At 63.2% G+C, this 19290-nt stretch carries 16 protein-coding genes; all 16 read right to left on the bottom strand.

Annotated elements, in window-relative coordinates:
- Positions 1 to 362: 362 nt before the first annotated feature.
- Positions 363 to 1964 carry a peptide chain release factor 3 gene (locus tag QEN71_RS17200; protein WP_201648269.1) on the bottom strand — a complete coding sequence of 534 codons (1602 nt, stop codon included), beginning with the start codon at positions 1962 to 1964 and terminating at the stop codon, positions 363 to 365.
- Between the two features lie 206 nt (positions 1965 to 2170).
- Positions 2171 to 3187 carry a fimbrial protein gene (locus QEN71_RS17195; protein ID WP_201648270.1) on the bottom strand — a complete coding sequence of 339 codons (1017 nt, stop codon included), beginning with the start codon at positions 3185 to 3187 and terminating at the stop codon, positions 2171 to 2173.
- A 76-nt stretch (positions 3188 to 3263) separates the two neighbouring features.
- On the bottom strand, positions 3264 to 4271 hold the full coding sequence (locus QEN71_RS17190; protein ID WP_201648271.1) for a fimbrial protein: 1008 nt from the start codon (positions 4269 to 4271) through the stop codon (positions 3264 to 3266).
- A 70-nt stretch (positions 4272 to 4341) separates the two neighbouring features.
- On the bottom strand, positions 4342 to 6930 hold the full coding sequence (locus tag QEN71_RS17185) for a fimbria/pilus outer membrane usher protein (RefSeq protein ID WP_201648272.1): 2589 nt from the start codon (positions 6928 to 6930) through the stop codon (positions 4342 to 4344).
- A gap of 230 nt (positions 6931 to 7160) precedes the next feature.
- A complete protein-coding gene (locus tag QEN71_RS17180; protein WP_201648273.1) occupies positions 7161 to 7901 on the bottom strand; it encodes a fimbrial biogenesis chaperone in 741 nt (246 codons plus the stop codon).
- Positions 7902 to 8005: 104 nt separating this feature from the next.
- Positions 8006 to 8575, bottom strand: coding sequence for a fimbrial protein (locus QEN71_RS17175; protein ID WP_201648274.1), 570 nt, complete (start codon positions 8573 to 8575; stop codon positions 8006 to 8008).
- A gap of 431 nt (positions 8576 to 9006) precedes the next feature.
- Positions 9007 to 10410 (bottom strand): MFS transporter, encoded by a 1404-nt coding sequence (locus QEN71_RS17170; protein WP_201648275.1) that lies wholly within the window; start codon positions 10408 to 10410, stop codon positions 9007 to 9009.
- A gap of 94 nt (positions 10411 to 10504) precedes the next feature.
- Positions 10505 to 11944: an NAD-dependent succinate-semialdehyde dehydrogenase gene (locus QEN71_RS17165; RefSeq protein ID WP_201648276.1), complete on the bottom strand. Its 1440-nt coding sequence runs from the start codon at positions 11942 to 11944 to the stop codon at positions 10505 to 10507.
- A complete protein-coding gene (locus QEN71_RS17160; RefSeq protein WP_201648277.1) occupies positions 11941 to 12984 on the bottom strand; it encodes an aldo/keto reductase in 1044 nt (347 codons plus the stop codon). The genes QEN71_RS17165 and QEN71_RS17160 overlap by 4 nt, the downstream gene beginning before the upstream one ends.
- A gap of 325 nt (positions 12985 to 13309) precedes the next feature.
- Positions 13310 to 13828 (bottom strand): formaldehyde-activating enzyme, encoded by a 519-nt coding sequence (gene fae / locus QEN71_RS17155; protein ID WP_201648279.1) that lies wholly within the window; start codon positions 13826 to 13828, stop codon positions 13310 to 13312.
- Between the two features lie 568 nt (positions 13829 to 14396).
- Entirely contained in the window at positions 14397 to 14687 is a 291-nt protein-coding gene (locus QEN71_RS17150; protein ID WP_201648280.1) for an H-NS histone family protein, read from the bottom strand.
- A 123-nt stretch (positions 14688 to 14810) separates the two neighbouring features.
- Positions 14811 to 16010, bottom strand: a complete 1200-nt coding sequence (locus QEN71_RS17145; RefSeq protein ID WP_201648282.1) for a serine hydrolase domain-containing protein — start codon at positions 16008 to 16010, stop codon at positions 14811 to 14813.
- A 41-nt stretch (positions 16011 to 16051) separates the two neighbouring features.
- Positions 16052 to 16255: a hypothetical protein gene (locus tag QEN71_RS17140; RefSeq protein ID WP_201648667.1), complete on the bottom strand. Its 204-nt coding sequence runs from the start codon at positions 16253 to 16255 to the stop codon at positions 16052 to 16054.
- Positions 16256 to 16716: 461 nt separating this feature from the next.
- Positions 16717 to 16995, bottom strand: coding sequence for a hypothetical protein (locus QEN71_RS17135; RefSeq protein ID WP_201648283.1), 279 nt, complete (start codon positions 16993 to 16995; stop codon positions 16717 to 16719).
- 106 nt (positions 16996 to 17101) lie between these two features.
- On the bottom strand, positions 17102 to 17638 hold the full coding sequence (locus tag QEN71_RS17130) for a BON domain-containing protein (RefSeq protein ID WP_201648284.1): 537 nt from the start codon (positions 17636 to 17638) through the stop codon (positions 17102 to 17104).
- Between the two features lie 81 nt (positions 17639 to 17719).
- Positions 17720 to 19180 carry a sigma-54 interaction domain-containing protein gene (locus QEN71_RS17125; protein ID WP_201648286.1) on the bottom strand — a complete coding sequence of 487 codons (1461 nt, stop codon included), beginning with the start codon at positions 19178 to 19180 and terminating at the stop codon, positions 17720 to 17722.
- Positions 19181 to 19290: the final 110 nt, after the last annotated feature.

The raw sequence follows: 19290 nt of genomic DNA, 5'->3' as shown, positions 1-19290 counted from the left end.
GCGCGAAAATCCCGCACACAGTCCGGAACACATACCGCCGCAATCCGACGGCAAACGCACAAAAACAAGCCGACCGAATGTGCCCCAAAGGGATGTCATCTTTGGCGCCGAGCGCGCCTGACTGCGGGCTTTCTACGGAGTCCGGACGTCGCTGTGCGAAAGCTCAAGGAACGTGTGCCGTGGCGTTATCCTGGCCGGCACCGGAGGTTTGAAGCGGCTTTCTTTTGCCTACTTTTCTTTGCCGCTGCAAAGAAAAGTAGGTGCCGCCCCGCACAGGGGCAACGCTAGCAAACCGATACGTCAACGCGGATGCCACCGCAACAAAACCAAAAATCGCGACTAGCGTCGCAGACAAAAAAAACCTACATAGCCTTCCTGAACGGCGCCCCCGAATGCTCGCGCAGCTCATTAAACACGATCTTCGGCCAGGCCTTCTGCGCAACCTCAATCTCAGAGACATGCGAAGCAAGGTAGGTAGGCGCATCAGCCGCATCATAAGCAATACGCGGAGCGTAAGAATCACAGAACCGCCGCAATTCACCTGCGTCATCGCAGGTAACCCACCGTGACATCCGATACCGCGCAGGCCCCATCCGCACGTCGACCTTATATTCGGTCGACAACCGATGCGACACCACTTCGAACTGCAGCTGTCCAACAGCGCCCAGAATCGTCAGCCCGCCGACGACCGGCTTGAACACCTGAATCGCGCCCTCTTCGCCAAGCTGCTTCAGCGCTTCGCCGAGCTGCTTGGAACGCATCGGATCGACCACTTCGACCGTCTGGAAGATTTCCGGCGCAAAAAACGGCAGACCGACGAACTGCAGCAGTTCGCCTTCCGTCAGCGTGTCGCCGAGACTCAGCGTGCCGTGATTCGGGATGCCGATGATATCGCCCGCATACGCCTCGCTGACCGTCTCGCGGCGCTGCGACAGGAACGTCACCACGTTGTTCGCGCGGAACGTCTTGTTGTTGCGCGTGACCTTCAGCGCCATGCCGCGCTCGAAACGCCCCGAGCACACGCGGATGAACGCGACGCGGTCGCGGTGCGCGAGATCCATGTTCGCCTGCACCTTGAACACGACGCCCGTGAACTTCGGCTCGTCCGGCTGCACGGGACGCTGCACCGTCAGTCGCGCGGACGGCGGCGGCGCGAGGTCGACGAGCGCATCGAGAATTTCCTTCACGCCGAAGTTGTTGATCGCCGAACCGAACAGCACGGGCGATTGCTGGCCCGCGAGGAACTCGTCGCGATCGAAGGTGGGCGTCGCGCCCGTGATCAGGTCGATTTCTTCCTTTGCGCGCACCCATGCGTGGCCGAAGCGGCGCTCGCCTTCCTCGTCGCTGAGCGCCTGGATCGTCTCGACCGCGCCGCCGAGCGTGTCCTGACCCGCGCGGAACACGCGCACCTGATCGTTCTGGATGTCGTAGACGCCCTGGAAGTCCTTGCCCATACCGATCGGCCAGGTGAACGGCACGGCCGACACGCCCAGATGCTGCTCGATTTCGTCGAGCAGATCGAGCGGCTCGCGCACTTCGCGGTCGAGCTTGTTGATGAACGTGACGATCGGCGTCTTGCGGCTGCGGCACACTTCGAGCAGCTTGAGCGTCTGCGCTTCGACGCCGTTCGCGCCGTCGATCACCATCACGGCGGCATCGACGGCCGTCAGCACGCGGTACGTGTCTTCCGAGAAGTCTTCGTGGCCCGGGGTGTCGAGCAGATTGATCACGCAGTCGCCGTATTCGAACTGCATCACCGAACTCGCGACCGAAATGCCGCGCTGCTTTTCGATTTCCATCCAGTCGGACGTCGCGTAGCGATTGCTCTTGCGGCCCTTCACGGTGCCCGCGATCTGGATCGCGCCCGAAAACAGCAGCAGCTTTTCGGTCAGCGTGGTTTTACCCGCGTCAGGGTGGGAAATGACCGCGAACGTGCGGCGACGTTTGAGTTCGGAGACTGACATCGTGTGAGGCGGAAATTAGGGTTCGGGCGAGCGGCGCGGCCCGGTGCGTCCTGGTCGGGCGGTGCAATGCGCCTTTGCTTCATGGCGGCGATGGTTCGCAGGCGCTGAACGGCTGAATCGTCGGCCAGGACAAGTGTGGGACGAATGATACACGTCATCGCGACGGTGAATGGAATTCCGCCTCGGGCGGGCGTCCGGCGGACGTCCTATTGGTAGGACATCGTGAACGTCGCGACGCCCGACACGCTGCCCGGCGTGAGCTGCCCACTCGTGCGGACGTAGCGCGCCGTCAACGGAATCTGCATCGCGCCGCCCGTCGCGGTGCCCGCGGACCATTGATTCGTCGTTCCCGCCACCGCCGAATCCGGGCCATATGCGATTACCGTGCTGCCATTGAGCAACTGGAGGCCGACGCCCGAGGCGGAGCCTCTGGGCAGAGTCAGAGTGGTCGACCGGTTGGTGGGTGTCGTGGCATCGGTGATCGTCACGGCGACCTTGACGCCTGCCGGGCAGTTGAGCGTCAACGGCAGCGTCGTATCGTCGGCGGTTGCGCCGGTATTTGCAAGATCCTTCGGGTACACCTTGGGCAAATTAAACGTGAGCTGCGGCGTTGTCACGCTGCAGCTACTGACGGTGATGGCGGTGCCGGTCGTCAGCGTCAACGTTCCCGACACGGTCGTGATGCAACTACCCGAGAAGGTCACCGTCATGCTCGGTAGGGAAACGACTGTTCCGGGAGAGACGGCGCCGCTGACCACCAGGTCGGCCCGCAGATAATGCGCCGTCGAGCCGGTCGGAGTCGTCAACGTCTGGGAAACCGGAGCGTCGACCCAGCTTCCGTTCCACCCGCTCGTGATGTAGAAATGCACGCCGATGCCGTGAGCCCCAGTCTGGTATATCAGCGGATTGCCGGGAACCGGCATGCCATTTACCGTAACGTCCTTTTGCACGTTGCACGTCACGCCGCTAGCAGACAAACCGACGTTCACCGCCTGGCTGGACAGCACGGTGCCTACGGGCATGTCGCGCGATACGGCTATCGACGCTGGAAACGTCAGGTTCGCACTAGCCGGGAAGGTGATCGTCCCTGCAGCCATCGCCTGGGAGCCGACGAGCATCAGCAGTAGCACGGCCGTCATTCTGGTAACGCAAGCGGCAGCCATCGCGGACCTCGTTCGCACCCCGCGGGATGCGCTGAAAAACACGTTCATCAAATGCTTCATTCGACACTCCTGCGCCGCGCGCATCTGGGCCATCGACGCGTTGCCCGCGACGGATTCAGAACATCCCGCTTTACGCTTACTGATACGACATCGTGAACGTCGCAGCGCCCTTTACTGAGCCCGGAACCAGTGTCCCCGTGGTTCTGATGTATTGAGCCGTAAGTGGAATCTGCATTGCCCCACCGGCCGCCGTTCCCGCCGACCACTGATTGGTATTCCCGGCAGTCGCCGAATCCGCGCCATAGGAAATCGGCGTCGATCCATACAATATTTGAATGCCGAGACCCGATGCAGACGAACCCGACGCCAAACTCAGCACGTTCGTACGATTGGACGGGGTCGTAGCGTCCGAAAGCGTAACGTTGACCTTCACACCGCTCGCGCAGTTGAGACCTATCGCCAGCGGCAACGCGCCTGTCGTTGCACCAGCGGTTTTCAGATTGGTCGAAAGCGCCTTGGGCAATGTGACCTGGATCGCGCCCGTGGTCACCTGGCAAGTCGCAGCGACGATTTGCGAGCCCGTGTTGACGTACTGAGTGGCGGAGACTGTTGGGAAGCAGCTTCCAGAATATGTGACGGTGAGGCTCGGAAGCGTTGTGAGCGTGCCCGTCCCGATCGGACCGGTAACGACCAGCACTGCCTGCATGTACATCGGGTAGGTGCCTGTGGTACCCGTAAGCGTCTCGGAGTACGGCGCGTTTGCACCTGAGCCGGTCCAGCCGTTGGTCAGGGCAAACTTCACGCCGACGCCCGGTACGTTCGTCTGAAACAATGTGGTGCTTCCGGGAACCGGGGTTCCGTTGACCACTGCGCTCTTCTGGATGTCGCAAGTCACGCCACTTATCGAAACGCCGACGTTCTGATTGACCGCCTGAAGCACCGTGCCAACGGGGGCGTTCTGTGCGCCTGTAGTTGACGCGGGAAACGACAGATTCGCCACGGATCCCACGTAAGCCGGAAAAGTGACCGTAGCCGCGATTGCGTTCGCTCCTGCGACCATCAGCAACACGGCTACAGCCCCGAGTAACGATTTTTTCGCGACCACCCTGAATCGCGCTTTGAGTCGCTCGATAAATGTCTGCATTTGCGTAATCCCTCCAATCCTGACTTCACCCGATGTTCCCTGCACCACTCGACGCAGCGTGACGCCGACATTAGTCACGGGCCATCGCGCTGCTCGCGCCGATGCAATGCTCTTCCAGCGAGACATAAGCACTCGCCTCACGGCCTTTCGCGGGCAACGCATATCGGATCCGACAAATTTCCCCTTGCTCGTCTCCGAGCGTCACAACAAGCGTCCCGCTGTCTTCCAGCCCGCGCGCAAAAATCCGGCTGTCCTGCGCGACAACGCCGACATGTCGCCCGCTACCATCCACCACCTCCGCGCCGAACGGCAACGCTTCTCCGCCCAGACGCGGCGCACGGATCAACGCCGCGCGTCCTGTCACCGTCTTGTACTTCAGCATCGCAACCGATCCCAGCCGCGGCGCGACATGCTCGGCCGTCGACTCGAACTCCACATCCGTCGACGTGCCCTTCGGATCGAGATCGACCGCGTTCATCGCGTACGGCGTCAGATACGGCACCACGGCATAGCCGTGCGAATCGACCTTCACGCCCGTCGCGCCCAGAATCGTCGCGCCTTCCGCGCCTTTCGCCTCGACCACGCCGAACGTGTCGCCGACCGTCTGCGAGAACGTGACGCCGCCCGGATGCGCGACGATCGAGCCGCTCACGCCCGCCGACACCTGTGACGAATGCGCGCCGCCGCTCGCCGAGGCCGTCACCTGCGCAACCGGCGCGCGCCAGCTGCCGCTCGCGCCGGCATTCCCGTTGACATCGGCGGAGGCCGACTGGCTCGCCGAGCCGTATGCGTTGTACGAGAACTGGTTGTGCTCGCCCGCCGCGCCGCCGATGCTCGTCTGCATGCTCGTCGCGCCCGTGCCGCTACTGAGGTTCGTCGACAGCATCGGCGCGTGCGGCGTATGGCCGAGCGGAATCGTCGTGCTCAGCATGATTTCGTTCGACAGCGTGCCATCCGCGCTGCGCGTGCGTCCCGCCGTCACGCTATACGTGCCGTATTTGAAGCCGTTCGAATAGCCCAGTTGATAAAACACGTCGCGACCCGGCCTGTTCCAGTAGTGCTGCGACGAAACCGTCGCGAACACCGATCCGCGGTTGCTCAGGTTCTGGTTCACCGTCAGCTGCAGACGGCCGCGTTCGCGGTCGGCCGCAGCGATATCGCCACCGTGCAGCGCGGCGTCGCGCACGCGAGCCGCATCGGCGAGACCGAGATAACCGGCATCCGAATAACGATAAGCGCCGAGCGCGATGTTGGTATCCGTCGAATCGATGAACTTGCTGTAGCCGATGTGCAGGCTTTGTCCCTGATGCGTCGCGTCGCCGGGAATCTCCGTGCGCGCCGTCGTCACATCGGCTGCGACTGCGCCGTACTTCGTATTGAAGGCTGCGCCGAGATTCGCCGCAAGGTAGCCGTTCGAAACGATCCCGCCGCCATACAACGTGATCAGGTTCGTCAGCCCGCGCTGCATCGTGAACTGTGTGAAGCCGGGCTTGGTCTGCAGCGAGTCGTCGCGCAGCTGGCCCGCCGTGAATGCGAAGCGCGTCGAGCCGGGACGCAGCGATTGTGCGACGGCTGCATAAGGCACCGAAAAGCTTTTCGCGCGGCCATCGGCTTCCGTCACGGTCACGTCGAGATTGCCGCCGTAGCCGGTCGCGTACAGATCGCGGATTTCGAACGGTCCCGGCGACACATTCGTTTCGTAGATCACCTGGCCGTTCTGCCGCACCGTCACGCGTGCGTTCGATTCCGCCGTGCCGCGCACGACAGGCGCATAGCCGCGCAGCGATTCGGGCAGCATGCGGTCGTCGGTTGCGATCTGCGCGCCGCGGAACGACACGCTGTCGAACACGTCGCCCGTCGTTTGCGCGTCGCCGAGCGTGACTTGCGAACGCAGCTTCGTGATGTCGTGCTGAACATACGTGGCGATGTTGTCGAACTGCGTGGCCTGGCCCGTCGCCGCCGTCGTCGACGACTGATGCCGGAAGTGCCAGCCGCCGACATTCACGCCCGCATTCAGACCGAGATACTCCTGCGTCGAGCGGAAGCCGTTCGCGTTGGTCTGGTACACGTTCGCGTTGTAGCTGAGAAAGCCCGCGTTGACGCCGCTGTCCCACAACTCGGGAGCAACGTAGCCGCGCGCCATGCTGCGCATGTATTTCTGCGGAACTGAAATGGACAGCTTCTGTTCGGCGAAGTCGAAGTCAGCGGTCGCGTCAGGCACGAGCGCGGCGAGATCGATGCATTCGCCGGCCGGTTGTTCGTGGTCGCTCGCGAGCTTCGAAAAATCGACGCCGAAGCCTTCGAGCATCTTGCGCGTGAAGCATGCGCGCGCGTTTTCGCCTTCGCGCGTCGCGACGAAGCGGACGCTGTCGCGTGCGACGCGATTGCCGTTCACGACGATGTCGACCGTGTAGTCGCCGGGCGTCACGACATTGCCGCGCGCGAGACGCGCGATATCGACGCGTTGTGTGTCGATCTGCAGGAACGTCGTATCGAACTGGACTGCGCCACTCTGTTCGTCCGCATGCGCGCTGCTCACGCCCAGGCTGCTTGCGATCGCAAACACCGACAGCACGACAGCCGTGACGGGATTCAACACGAACGGCCGGGGTGTCGCGCCGGCGCGATCTTGCGCTTGATGTGAACGTGAGGGCTTCATGATCCGATAACTTCGATTGCGTGAAACGTCGGCCTGTTGATCAGGTACAAATCGATGTTATGGATTTGTGAGATAGAAGTACCTCAGACAACTCCTATTTATGAGATGCCGGAAAGCCTTGCGCGACAAGGCTCAGCGCGGAGCACGCGAAGTGGCGCGTCCGCGTTTTTGAGATCGGAAGGGGTATGCGGAAAAGCTCGGACCGAACGTTCAGAATGACGCGAAGAGGATCAAGGCGCGATCGACGCGTCGCCCTCGATGGCGCCGCCGAAATCGTTGATCGCCATGTAGTGGACCTTGCCGGACTGCACGCCGCTCATTTGCGGCACGTCGATGATCTGCTTGCCGTGCGGCGGAACCATGCCGCCCTGGTCGTTCTTGTACGTCCTGCCGTTGGCCGACACGGCGATCTCGCTGAACGACACGTAATACGCGGTCGGATTCGACACCGCGAGCGCCTGCCCCTTGCCTTGCGGCGCCGGGACGACCTTCCAGTCGAGCTGTCGAGGCGCGTCGTCCGGCTTGCCTTGCAGCTTCGGCGGACGCACGAACACCTTGACTCGCGTGCGGTAGGCGAATTGCAGCGTATTCGTGTCGGGCGCGACGTCGGCCTTCGGCGGCACGTCCAGCACGTTGAGCCAGTACACCGACTCGCGATCCTGCGGCAATGCCTCGCCCGTGAACATGACGCGCAGCGTCTGCGACTTGCCCGCGTCCATGCGGAAGATCGGCGGCGTGATGACGAAGGGCGTCTTGCTGTCGGCGGGTTTCGTATCGGCGTTGCCGTCGTCCATCCACACCTGCACCAGCGACGGCGTGCGGCTGTCGTTGTCCAGCTTGACCGTCACCTCGCGCTGATCGAGCGGATACACGACCCGCGTGCCGCCGATCGTCACGCTCGCGTGCGCCGCGCCAGCAAACAGCGCGCAAGCCATACCGAACCCCGCCAGCAACCGACCCATCGTTTTCATCGTCATCACCTTTGAACGTGCTCTCGGCACGCGTTACAGCTGTTCTTCGAAACAATTCCGTACGGCAAGACGTTTGTCGAAACAAACGTCTTGCCAGGCATCGCTTACTGATACTGCATTGTGTATTGAACCGTCGAGTTCACACTGCCCGGCTGCGCCTTGCCCGTCGCGTAGTACTGCGCGAAGTAGTTCAGCACCGCTGCGCCGCCCGAAATCGCCGCGCCGTTGGTGGCGACGTCGTTGTTCGCGTTGCTCAGAATGTTGATCGGTTGCATCTGCGCGTTCAGCAGACGCACTTCGACGTTCTGCGCGGGCGAGCCAGCCGACTGGTTGAGCAGATTGCCGCTGCTCTGGTCGACGGTCGGGCCGTTTTCGAAGCGTGCGACCGCTTTCGTCGCCGCGCCCGAGCAGCCGCTCAGCGTCAACTGGATGTCGCCGAGGTTCGACGTGCCGGCCGTTGCGCCAGCCGTCGACAGCGAGCCCGTCGGAACGGTCGGCAAGGTCGCCGTGATGTTGGCGGGCGAACCTGCTGCGACGCCGTTGATCGAGCAGGTCGTGTCCGACACCGCGCCGTTGATCGTGATCGTGCCGTCGGCGGCATGCGCCTTCAGCGAGACGAGGCTGACGAGGCCCATGGCGACGAGGACGGCTGCGGAAATGATGCGCTTTTGCATGGCGATGCTCCTAAGAATCTGAATGATGAAAAAAAAGCTGTTTCGTGGAATGTCGCGGCGCGTTCGTGTTCAGAACTCGCACCGCTTGCGCCGATCGCTACTGCCCGGTCCGTTTTTTCGTGTCGTCCGCGTTGGCGTTCAGCATGTAGAGAATCTTAAAAACTTCGCCCTTGAGAATCTTTAAGACGACTCCCAAAGTTATGAGATAGGCGATCAGCGGACGATTTCGCGCGAAAGCAGGCGGAATAACGGATCGAAGGAGGCCATCCGTCTTTCTGAGAGACGTGACGTAAATACGAGATCGGCGCGGCATCATCCGAGCACCGTCGTCATTTCTCAGAATTGGCGCGCGGGCATGTGCAAACGAAAAAAGCCCGAAGCACCCATAGGGCGCTTCGGGCTTCAGCCGAAGAGAAGAAACGCGACGGGCGCTACGCCCCGCTCGCCTGATTCAACGTCAGATGCTTCGTTTCAGGCGCCCACGCAATCGACACGATCATGCCGACCAGCAGCACGGCAGAGAGCGCGAGCATCGTCGAATGAAAGCCGAGTTGCGCGATGCCGAGCGGCAGCAAAAACGTACCGACAGCCGAACCTAAACGGCTGCACGCGATCGCGAGGCCGACGCCGCACGCGCGCACTTCCGTCGGGAAGCATTCGGGCGGGAACACGCCAACCAGGTTCGAGAACGCCGACATCGTCAGCGTGAAGACCGCGAACGCGACGATCATCCACAACGCCGCCGATTCCGGCAGCACGGCGAGCGCGAACAGCGACACGCACGTCACCGCGAACGAGCCGATCAGGAACGCGCGACGCGACAGCGCGATCGTTAGCCAGATGCCGAGCAGCGCGCCGACCACGAGAAAGCCGTTCAACAGGAAGTCCGCGCCCGAGCCGTTGTCGAGATGAATCGCTTTGAGGATCGACGGCAGGAACGTGTAGATCGCGAAGTACGGAATCACGAGGCACACGAAGAACGCGCAGTTGAAAACCGTGCGGCGGATCAGATCGCGCTGGAACAGCCGCGCAAAACCGCCGTGGCCGCTGTGCGCATGATCGTCGTGCGCGCCGTCGAGCGTCACGTTCGGGCCGAAGTATTTCAGCACGACGGCTTTCGCTTCTTCGATGCGTCCCTTGCCGTGCAGCCAGCGCGGCGATTCCGGCGTGCCGATGCGCAGGAACAGCACGGCCAGAGCCGGCACGCCCGCCGACGCGAGCAGCCAGCGCCACGCATCGGGCGATGCATCGGCGTAGTACAGACCGAGCACGTTCGCGACCACGTAGCCGATCGTCCAGATCACGCTGAACGAGCCGAGCAGCGTGCCGCGATGCTTGCGCGGCGAGAACTCCGCGAGAATCGCGTGACCGACGGCGAAATCGCCGCCCATGCCGAAGCCGATCAGCACACGCAGCGCGCACAGCATCGCCGGCGACGACACATAGAACTGCGCGAACGCCGCGAGCGTGATGATCAGAAAGCTCAACAGGAAAATGCGCTGGCGGCCCATGCGGTCCGACAGCCAGCCGAAGATCAGGCTGCCGACGAAAATGCCCATCAGCGCCGAGCTGCCGATCATGCCTTGCCAGAACGCATCGAGCGGCATCTGCCTGTTCAAAGTCGCAAGCGCATAGCCGATCGTGCCGAGCGCGTAGCCTTCCGTGAAATGCGCGCCGAACGTCAGCCCGGCGATCTTGATGTGAAAGCCGTTGAGCGGAACGTCGTCGAGCGAGATGGTGTTGGCGTCGGCGCGTGGCGCGTGAGCCGGCGCGGCGACGCGCGGGGATGGGGACGCGAGACCGGACGGCCGCGCGAGCAGGTCTTGATCGCTCAAGATGTCTCCTTCGTTATGTCGCGCGTCCCGTGGTGCGCGCCGGGACGCGTACTCCCTTGCCATCCGCCGCGCGTGGCGGACGAAGTACCGGCGATCAGCGGCCGAGGCCGCCCATCATCATGTACTTCAGCTCGACGTACTCATCCATGCCGTACTTCGAGCCTTCGCGGCCGAGGCCCGACTGCTTGACGCCGCCGAACGGCGCCACTTCCGTCGAGATGATGCCTTCGTTGATGCCGACCATGCCGCTTTCGAGCGCTTCCGCGACACGCCACGCGCGGCCGAGGTCGCGCGTGTAGAAGTACGCGGACAGACCGAACGGCGTATCGTTCGCGGCCTTGATCGCTTCGTCTTCCGTCTTGAAGCGGAAGCAGGCTGCGACGGGGCCGAAGGTTTCTTCTTCGGCGATCAGCATCGGTTGCGATGCATCGACGAGCACGGTCGGTTCGTAGAACGTGCCGCCGAGCGAATGACGCTTGCCGCCCGTCAGCGCGCGGGCGCCATGTTGCAATGCATCCGCGACGTGCGCTTCGACTTTCATCAACGCTGCTTCGTTGATCAGCGGACCTTGCTCGACTTCGCCCTTCAGCGCATCGCCGACGCGCATCTTCCTGACGGCTTCCGTCAGCGCCTTCGTGAACGCATCGTAGATGCCGTCCTGTACGTAGAAGCGGTTCACGCACACGCAGGTCTGCCCCGTGTTGCGGAACTTCGACGCCATCGCGCCCTGCACGGCGGCGTCGACATCGGCGTCGTCGAACACGATGAACGGCGCATTGCCGCCCAGTTCCAGCGACAGCTTCTTCAGCGTATCCGCCGACTGCTTCGCGAGCAGCTTGCCGACGCGCGTCGAGCCCGTGAACGACAGCTTGCGCACGACGGGCGATTCCGTCAGCACACCGCCAATCGCCACGGCATCGCCCGACACGATGTTGAACACGCCCGCCGGAATGCCCGCGCGTTCGGCGAGCACGGCCAGCGCGAACGCGGACAGCGGCGTTTCTTCCGAAGGCTTCAGCACCATCGTGCAACCGGCCGCGAGCGCGGGACCGGCCTTGCGCGTGATCATCGCGAGCGGAAAATTCCACGGCGTGATCGCCGCGACCACGCCGACGGGTTCACGCGTGACGATGATCTTCGAATCGGGCTTCGGGCTCGGAATCACGTCGCCGTAGCTGCGCTTCGCTTCTTCGGCGAACCACTCGAAGAAGCTGGCCGCGTAGCCGACTTCGCCTTTTGCTTCGGCGAGCGGCTTGCCCTGCTCGCGCGTCAGCAGTTCGGCGAGTGCATCGCGATGTTCGAGCATCAGCTCGCCCCAGCGCTTCACGCGTGCGCCGCGCTCTTTCGCGGTCAGCGCGCGCCAGGCGGGGAATGCGCGCTCGGCGGCGTCGATGGCCTGCTGCGTTTCCTGCGCGCCGCCCTTCGCGACGTTCGCGATCACGTCGCCCGTCGCCGGATTGCGAACCGCATACGTGTTCGCGCTTTCGTACCACTCGCCGTTGATGTAGTGGCCTGTGCGGAGAAATTCGCTCATGCTGCTTTATCCATGTTGGCGGCATCGGCGAACACGCCTTGCGCCAGGCGTGCTTCGCGCGCGATGCGCTTGCCTGCCGTGTAGTCGTTGATCAGATCGCACGGCGTGTAGTTGCGCTCCAGCTCGTGCAGTTCGTCTGCGTCGAACTTCGTGTTCAGTGCGGCCAGCGCGCTGTCGAATTGCGCCGGCGAATCCGCGCCGACCAGCATGCTTGCGATGCCTTCGCGCTGCAGCACCCACGCCTGCGCGATCTGCGCCGCCGACACGCCGCGCTTCGCCGCCACACGCGCCACCGATGCCGCGATTTCGCGCGAAGCCACATCGCCATACATCTGTGCGGTGAAGAAGTCGGTCTGGTTGCGAGTGGATTGCGCGTCGCTCGTCAGCAGGCCGCGTGCGAGCGGGCTGAACACCGACACGCCGACGCCCTGATCCTGGCAATACGGAATCATTTCGCGTTCTTCCTCGCGATACGCGAGGTTCAGCTGCAGCTGCATGTTGATCGGCTTGTGCCAGCCATTGCGCTCGCAGACCTGCATGATCTTCGCGAACTGCCACGTGTACATCGTCGATACGCCGATGTAGCGCGCCTTGCCCGCGCGCACGATGTCGTTCATCGCGCCCATCGTTTCCTCGACGGGCGTGTTCACGTCGAAGAAATGCAGCATGAAGATATCGACGTAGTCCATATCCAGACGCTTCAGCGAGCCGTCGATGCCGTCCATGATGTGCTTGCGCGAATGGCCGCCCGCGTTCTGGTACGTGCCCATGTCGTAGCCGACCTTGGTCGTCACGACGATTTCTTCGCGGCGCGCGAGGCGCTTCAAAATGCGGCCGACCACTTCTTCGCCGACGCCCGTCGAGTAGAAGTCGGCGAGGTCGATGAAGTTGACGCCGGCTTCGAGCGCGTGACGCACGATCGGCTCGCTTTGCGCTTCATCGAAAATCCACGGCTTCCATTGCGGCGTGCCCATGTTCATCGTGCCGAGGCACAGACGCGAAACCTTCAGGCCCGACTGGCCGAGGCGAACGTATTCCATGTTTGTCTCCTGTGTCGACGGGAGTTAGCGCTTTAGCGCTTACTCCCGTCCCATGCGGTATCGGCCTGAGTTGGCGCTTCAGCGCCTACTCGGGCCCCACTCGCGGTCGACGCAAGTTAGCGCTTCAGCGCTTACTCCCGTCCCATGCGGTGTCGGCCTGAGTTGGCGCTTCAGCGCCTACTCGGGCCCCACTCGCGGTCGACGGAAGTTAGCGCTTCAGCGCTTACTCCCGTCCCATGCGGTGTCGGCCAGAGTTGGCGCTTTAGCGCCTTACTCTGGTCCCATGCCCGTAAGGGCACGCTCATTAATCGGTTTTCGTGTTGGCTTAGCGCTTCGGCGTATAGAACGGGTTCGACACTTCACGCGCGGCGGCGAACACTTCTTCCTTGTGCGGCAAGCCCTTCATCGCTGCGAGAATCGCGTTCTTGCACGCGCGGTAGTTGTTCTCGAAGACGGCGTCGAGATCGTCGGTCTTCGGGTTGACCCAGTTCGCCGACACGACGACCCAGTCGTTTTCCGCTTCGGGCGGCAGCGTGCCGTTTTCGAGCGACTCGGCGACCGCCTTCGCGATGCCTGCCTGCGATGCGCCCCACGTCGCGTTGCCGTGGAAGTCGCCGTCGATCTGCGCCTTGTTCACGTACAGCGTCAGCGGCTTGGTCGGCACGCCCGGACGCGCGATCACGACGAACGGCGCGTGGCCGGCGGACGGCGTCGCCAATGCGGTTGCGAATGCCTGGCCAGCGGGGCCGTTGCGCGGGCCGACCAGCACGTTGATGTGCGCGAGGTTGACGCCGGGGCCTTCGAAGCCTTCGCCGATAAACAGGTTCTTTTCAGTTGCGCTCATGTCAGGTTCCATCAGGTTCGAGTTGGATGCGCTGATTGTGCTGGCCGAAAAGCAGGACGATGAAGCGATGTTTTGTGATCCGGGGTATGAGGCGCACTCAACTCCGGGTTTCCACTGAGTGATCGCCGACGTGCGTGCGAATGGTTTAGGTGAGCGTTTTCGGGAAGGGAGAAAGACGACACTTAACGCGCCGCTTTTCGCGGGTGCGGTATCTGCAAGATATGAGCGAGCAACGCCGCCAGCCGTAAGTGCGAAGGTGGGAGACTGCTTCGCATCGAAGCCCGCAAACCCTTGCCGTATAAGGATCTCGCGCCGTCATTGAAAAGCAGGATAAAGCGTCCGGCACTACGTCGAGCGAAGATCCGCGTGCACGCGCCAGCGAACGCGCCGCGATCCCGCGAAGGATCAGCGCGAGGAAAAGGTGAGAGTTTTCGGGATTCGCGCGACGGTGCGCTTAAGAGACGCGACCTGGCTCACCGCCTGAAGCCGGCCGCCATCGCAGACAAAGAGAAAACAGGAAGAAGCGCCATCGCGCCCATCGTTCATCGAAGGACGCGGCAGTCTCGCTTCACTCTTCGATCAGAAACTTCTCGCGATTCTTACCCGCAAGCCAGCCCGGCGCGCGGCCACGTCCGCTCCAGGTTTCGCCCGTCTTCGGGTTGCGGTATTTCGGCGGCAACGCGGGCTTGCGCGGCGCGCGCGTTTTGGTCGAGAACCCGAGTTCTTCGGCAGTGATGCCGTAGTCAGCGATCTTCTGTTTGATGTCAGCGATCGCCTGGGTCACTTCCTGTTCTCGTGCCTGTTCCATCTCTTTCTGAAGCTTTTCGAGCTGGGCGGTCAGCTGTCTGTATGTGGCCATCTGGCGAGGTCTCCTTGGAAGGCGGTACGGCAACTGAGACCGTACCAGACCTAAAAAGTGCCGGGTAGCAGTGCTGTGCTGTCAGAGATTCACGAGCACTGCGCCTGGTCAATCAAGCGGCCGTCAATCGTCGATCGCGTCGTAAAGACGGCGCTCGAAATCGACGACCATGTCGAACGGTTCGACGGATCGCCGCTGGATCAGCATCTGTCCGATCAGGTTTTCGACGGGATCGGCGAACCAGCTGGTGCCGTAGGCGCCTGGCCATCCGAACGATCCCGCCGACCGGTAACCGAGCGGCAATTGCTGCGCGGGATCGTCGACGATGGAAAGCCCGAGGCCGAAGCCCTGCCCCGACCACTGCACGTGTCCGATGGATGGCATGCGCCGCTGGTCGCGCGCGAGAAAGTTGCTGCGCATCAGATCGACGGAACGGTGCGACAGTAGACGCACGTCGTCGACGCGGCCGCGCCCGAGCAGCAGCCGCGCGAACTGCAGATAGTCTTCCGCCGTCGATACGAGCCCGCCGCCACCGCTATGAAAGCGCTTCGGATTCGCCCAGCGGCTCGCGGGCGGACGGTCTTCGACCACGCGCCGGCGCGTGTGAGGATCGATCGAATAGGCGGTCGCGAGGCGCGCAAGCTGCGCGTCGGGCACGACGAACGCCGTGTCGCGCATGCCGAGCGGCTCGAAAATGCGCGTGCGGAAAAAGTCGCCGAGCGAGAGGCCGCTGATCCGATGGATCAGCATGCCGAGCACATCCGTCGCGATGCCGTAGTGCCAGCGCGAGCCGGGATGGAACATCAGCGGCAGCGTCGCGATGCGTGCAAGCCATGCGTCAGGCTTGTCGCCCGATTCGAAGCCGTTGAACACCGATGCATACGCGCCCGCAAGCGGCCCCGTCGATGTGAAGTGATACGCGAAACCCGCACGATGCGTGAGCAGATCGAGCACGGTGATGGGCGCGCGCGCCGGCTCGGTGTTGTCGAGCGAACCGGTCGGATCGCGCAGCACGCGCGGCGCGGAAAGCTCCGGCAGCCATTGCGCGACGGGCGCATCGAGTGCGAGGCGGTCTTCTTCGGCGAGCATCATGATCGCGGCGCTCGTCACCGGCTTGGTCATCGACGCAATCCGGAACAGCGTGTCGCGCTGCATCGGCAGACGCTCGCCTTCATCGCGCCAGCCGCGCGCGTCGAACAACCCGATCTCGCCGTTGCGCCATGCAAGCGTGACGACGCCGGCCACTTCGCCGCGATCGATGTAGCCTTGCATCGCATCCGTCAGTCGTGTGAGGCGCGCGGCCGAGAACCCTGCTCTATGCATAGACGATCCAGGTGAGCGATGCGCGCGCCACGCGGCCGCGCTCAACGCTTGTAACGGACTTCGAGTGCGTGCAGTGCGTCGCTCAGCCTCTGGACGCGCCTGATCTGCGACGGCACGAGCGCAGCAAGCGACACCGATTCGATGCGGCTGCGCCAGTATGACAGCGGAATGCCGTCGGCAGCAGAGATGCGCGAGATGACGTGTTCCAGATGCTCGATGTCTTTCTCGATCTGCTCGTGGTTCATTGCCTTCCCCGTCGTCCCTCGCAAGGCGTCATCGGTTAGCACGAAGTGTGCCGCCGGAATCGACTGCCGCTCTCTCAATGTCGTTGTGTGCATGCACGCTTCCCGAAAGCGAATGAAGTCTCGCATTCGCCTGTCTGGACAATCTATACGAGGATATCGACGCGTTCCGTTGGCCGCCGCACGGAAGCGCCTCGCGCGATGCGTCAGCGCAACGCTTCGACGCAACGCTTCGACGTCGCGCGAAGCGCATGCATCGGCGGTTGTTCAATGACGCGGAGAAATCGGCAGATGGATCAACCGATCTGCGAGAAAGCTGCAACGTTCAGGTCGATGCGTCGGCATCGACCTCGACGTGCAGCGTGGGATATATCGAAGCGATATGTTGGGCTTCGACGGGCCTTCGAAGCGTTGCCGGCCGCGAACGCGGTCCGGCATGGCGAATGCCGTGGATGCAGCGCCGCTTACTTTCCGCGGCAGGCGTACAGGAGACTGCGCACACCGTTTTCGGTCGTCGTGCGCATGGCGTCGAACGCGCCGCCGCACATGGCCTGCGCCTGCTGTTCGCAGTTATCCGAGCCCGCCGGGCATTGCACGAGCGTGGTGGGCCGCCCGTCCGGCGAGAAAAGCGGCGGCGCGCTGCTGCACGCGGCGAGCGCACCCGTCATCGCGACGACGGCGGCAAGCGATGCCCCGCGAACCCAGTGCGTCTGACGCGCGGCGGATGTTTGACTGCGTTTCATGGAAATCCCCGTTGGCCTTTGTTTTTTCGACGAACGGGATTGTGCCATGGCCGCCTTGCATTGCGTTTATCAGGTATTGAATGCGTGTCGCTTGCCTGTTATCGGGCTATTGCGGCTGGCGGTCGGGTTCCGCAAGCGTCTTGTAGGGCATCGCTCCATGCGTGCTCGCACCGATGCGCACGAACACCTGCTCGACGTCGGGAATCGCTTCGAGTTGCTGCTGCAACGCGTGTCTGTCGAACGACGCATTCGCGCAGCCTTCCGCGTAGACGAAGCGGCGCTGCACCGTGATCCACACGCTCGAGCCGTCGAATGCATGCGGGTCCGTGAAGCGCGCGCGAATCGCTTTGGCGATGTCCGCGTCGTACATATACGAGTTCGGCTTCGTGCATTTGTGCGCGAGCCAGCAGGTCGTGCCGCGCTCGGCGCGATAGTGCGCGTCGTCTTCCATCTGCGCGCGGGTCATCATCGGACCGAGCGGCACGGGGCAATCGGCGAGCGTGTGCGAGAGCGTGAAGAACGGATCGCTGTACCAGTTGCGGCGCTCGTTCGGCCCCGCCGCCGACGACGCTTCCTGCGCATGCAGCGACACGCAGGCCGCGCTTGCGATGAACAGCACGATCGCATTGATCCAGCTTCTCATGTCCGCGTCTCCTTCGGGTTGCCTCGCTGATCGTACTGCGCCGCGTCGCGCGCGGCGAGCGCTTCGCAGTTCGTGCGACGGTCACACGTCGATGCCGTACGCAGCGATCTTCTTGTAGAGCGTCGCGCGCCCCATGCCGATGCGCGCCGCCGCTTCTGTCACGCGTCCATCGCACGCACGCAAAGCATCGTCGATGAAGCGCTTTTCGAACGCGGCCATCGCGTCCGCCCACTGTTGCGGCTGCGCATCCGTCGATGCTTTGGCCGCTGCATGTTGCACGGCTGCGGGCGCGTCGAATGCGGCCTGGCCGCGCACGGGTCCGATGAACGGCGCCAGCGCGCGCGCATCGATGCGCTCACTGTCCGACAGCATCACCGCGCGCTCCAGCGTGTTGTGCAGTTCACGCACGTTGCCGGGCCAGCCGTACGAGCACAACAGCCGCAGCGCGTCGTCCTGCAATTCGAAGTGACCGCCGCGCACCTGCGTCGACAGATCTTCGAGGATCGTATAAGCGAGCGCCTCGATATCCGTTTGCCGTTCGCGCAGCGGCGGCGCGTGAATCGTCAGCACGTTCAGACGATAGAACAGGTCGGGACGGAAGCGCCCTTCGGCGACGAGTGCGGGCAAATCTGCCGAAGTCGCCGCGATGATCCGCACGTCTGCGCGCACGATGCGGTTCGAGCCGAGCGGCTCGAACTCGCGGTCCTGCAGCACGCGCAACAGCTTGCCTTGCAGCGGCAACGGCATATCGCCGATTTCGTCGAGAAAGAGCGTGCCGCCGTCGGCGAGTTCGAATTTGCCGACGCGTCCTTTACGGTCCGCGCCCGTATAGGCGCCCGCCGCCGCGCCGAAGAATTCGACTTCGAGCAGCGTATCGGGGATCGCGGCGACGTTGACGGTAACGAGCGGTTTGGTCGAGCGCGCCGACGCGCCGTGGATCGCGTGCGCGAGCAGTTCCTTGCCGGTGCCCGTTTCGCCGAGCAGCAGCACGGGCGAATCGACTTGCGACGCGCGCCGCGCCTGGCGCTTCACTTCGAGGCTCGCGGCGCTCGTGCCGACGAAGCTCGCGAACGTGTACTTCGCGCGGCGCGCCTGCGCGAGCGACTGACGCGTCGCGATCAGTTCCTGCTGCACACGCGAGTAGTGCGAGAAAAGCGGCGTGAGCGCCTTCATCTCGTCGAACAGCGCGAAGCCGACAGCGCCGACCGTCTTGCCTGCGTCGTCCTTCAGCGGCAGACGCGTGACGACGAGCGGCTCGCGGTCGGTTTCGAGTACATCGAGCAGGATCGGCTTGCCCGTCATCACGACTTCGCGCATCAGGCTGTTCGGGATCACCGCTTCGCAGTCGCGGCCGATTGCCTGCTGCGGATCGGAAAAACCGAAGCGGGCCGCGTAGCGCTTGTTGATCCACACGACACGCGCGTCGGCATCGACGATAAACGTGCCTTCGCTGAAGTTTTCGAATGTGCGGAAAAGCGAGTCCATCGCTCGGCGCAGGACATCGCTGTAGGTCGCGGGCAGGCCCGACCAGTCGTTCATCATTTTCGAAGCTGTCTCCGGTCCCATGCGGTGTCGGCCTGAGTTGGCGCTTCAGCGCTTACTCGGGTCCCACTCGCGAGTGTTGGTTTTATGCTTTTTGTCTCAATTAGTAG

Source organism: Paraburkholderia sabiae, assembly GCF_030412785.1.
Lineage (GTDB): Bacteria > Pseudomonadota > Gammaproteobacteria > Burkholderiales > Burkholderiaceae > Paraburkholderia > Paraburkholderia sabiae.
Note: the sequence above shows the minus strand (reverse complement) of the source record. Positions and strands in the feature narration are given on the sequence as shown.

Coding starts and splice junctions, on each gene's coding strand:
- QEN71_RS17200 (WP_201648269.1), bottom strand. CDS start 1,964: ATGTCAGTCTCCGAACTCAAACGTCGCCGCACGTTCGCGGTCATTTCC.
- QEN71_RS17145 (WP_201648282.1), bottom strand. CDS start 16,010: ATGCATAGAGCAGGGTTCTCGGCCGCGCGCCTCACACGACTGACGGAT.
- QEN71_RS17190 (WP_201648271.1), bottom strand. CDS start 4,271: ATGCAGACATTTATCGAGCGACTCAAAGCGCGATTCAGGGTGGTCGCG.
- QEN71_RS17160 (WP_201648277.1), bottom strand. CDS start 12,984: ATGGAATACGTTCGCCTCGGCCAGTCGGGCCTGAAGGTTTCGCGTCTG.
- QEN71_RS17135 (WP_201648283.1), bottom strand. CDS start 16,995: ATGAAACGCAGTCAAACATCCGCCGCGCGTCAGACGCACTGGGTTCGC.
- QEN71_RS17140 (WP_201648667.1), bottom strand. CDS start 16,255: ATGAACCACGAGCAGATCGAGAAAGACATCGAGCATCTGGAACACGTC.
- QEN71_RS17185 (WP_201648272.1), bottom strand. CDS start 6,930: ATGAAGCCCTCACGTTCACATCAAGCGCAAGATCGCGCCGGCGCGACA.
- QEN71_RS17180 (WP_201648273.1), bottom strand. CDS start 7,901: ATGAAAACGATGGGTCGGTTGCTGGCGGGGTTCGGTATGGCTTGCGCG.
- QEN71_RS17125 (WP_201648286.1), bottom strand. CDS start 19,180: ATGATGAACGACTGGTCGGGCCTGCCCGCGACCTACAGCGATGTCCTG.
- QEN71_RS17175 (WP_201648274.1), bottom strand. CDS start 8,575: ATGCAAAAGCGCATCATTTCCGCAGCCGTCCTCGTCGCCATGGGCCTC.
- QEN71_RS17165 (WP_201648276.1), bottom strand. CDS start 11,944: ATGAGCGAATTTCTCCGCACAGGCCACTACATCAACGGCGAGTGGTAC.
- QEN71_RS17195 (WP_201648270.1), bottom strand. CDS start 3,187: ATGAAGCATTTGATGAACGTGTTTTTCAGCGCATCCCGCGGGGTGCGA.
- fae (WP_201648279.1), bottom strand. CDS start 13,828: ATGAGCGCAACTGAAAAGAACCTGTTTATCGGCGAAGGCTTCGAAGGC.
- QEN71_RS17130 (WP_201648284.1), bottom strand. CDS start 17,638: ATGAGAAGCTGGATCAATGCGATCGTGCTGTTCATCGCAAGCGCGGCC.
- QEN71_RS17150 (WP_201648280.1), bottom strand. CDS start 14,687: ATGGCCACATACAGACAGCTGACCGCCCAGCTCGAAAAGCTTCAGAAA.